Below are 260 nucleotides of genomic sequence, written 5' to 3'. Positions count from 1 at the left end.
TTATCACGTTCACCTATTGGTTTCGGCTCGAATGTTTCGCTGTCTACGCTTCATTTCCTTTGTTACCGCCGGAGATGCAAGACTCGCTACGTAGTGATCTGGCTAATCTTCTACGACGGAACTTTCACCCGCAAGAAACAGTGCAGCTTTTCCCAGCGCACCATCAATTTCACAGATAATGTGAATCTCACTTCCTGCCAGAGGCCGTGTTGTTACTTGTCTGGGTTCAAGTTTTTTAACGTGCGAAGCACGGTATTGAT

General features: G+C 46.5%; 1 pseudogene. It reads right to left on the bottom strand.

What is annotated here, in order from left to right:
* Positions 1-162: 162 nt before the first annotated feature.
* Positions 163-260: pseudogene (locus Xkoz_RS26495) on the bottom strand (IS1 family transposase); the annotation flags it as partial.

The organism is Xenorhabdus kozodoii, from assembly GCF_002632875.1.
Classification (GTDB): Bacteria; Pseudomonadota; Gammaproteobacteria; order Enterobacterales; family Enterobacteriaceae; genus Xenorhabdus; species Xenorhabdus kozodoii.
The sequence above is the reverse complement of the archived record's forward strand: the minus strand, read 5'-3'. Positions and strand labels throughout refer to the sequence as shown.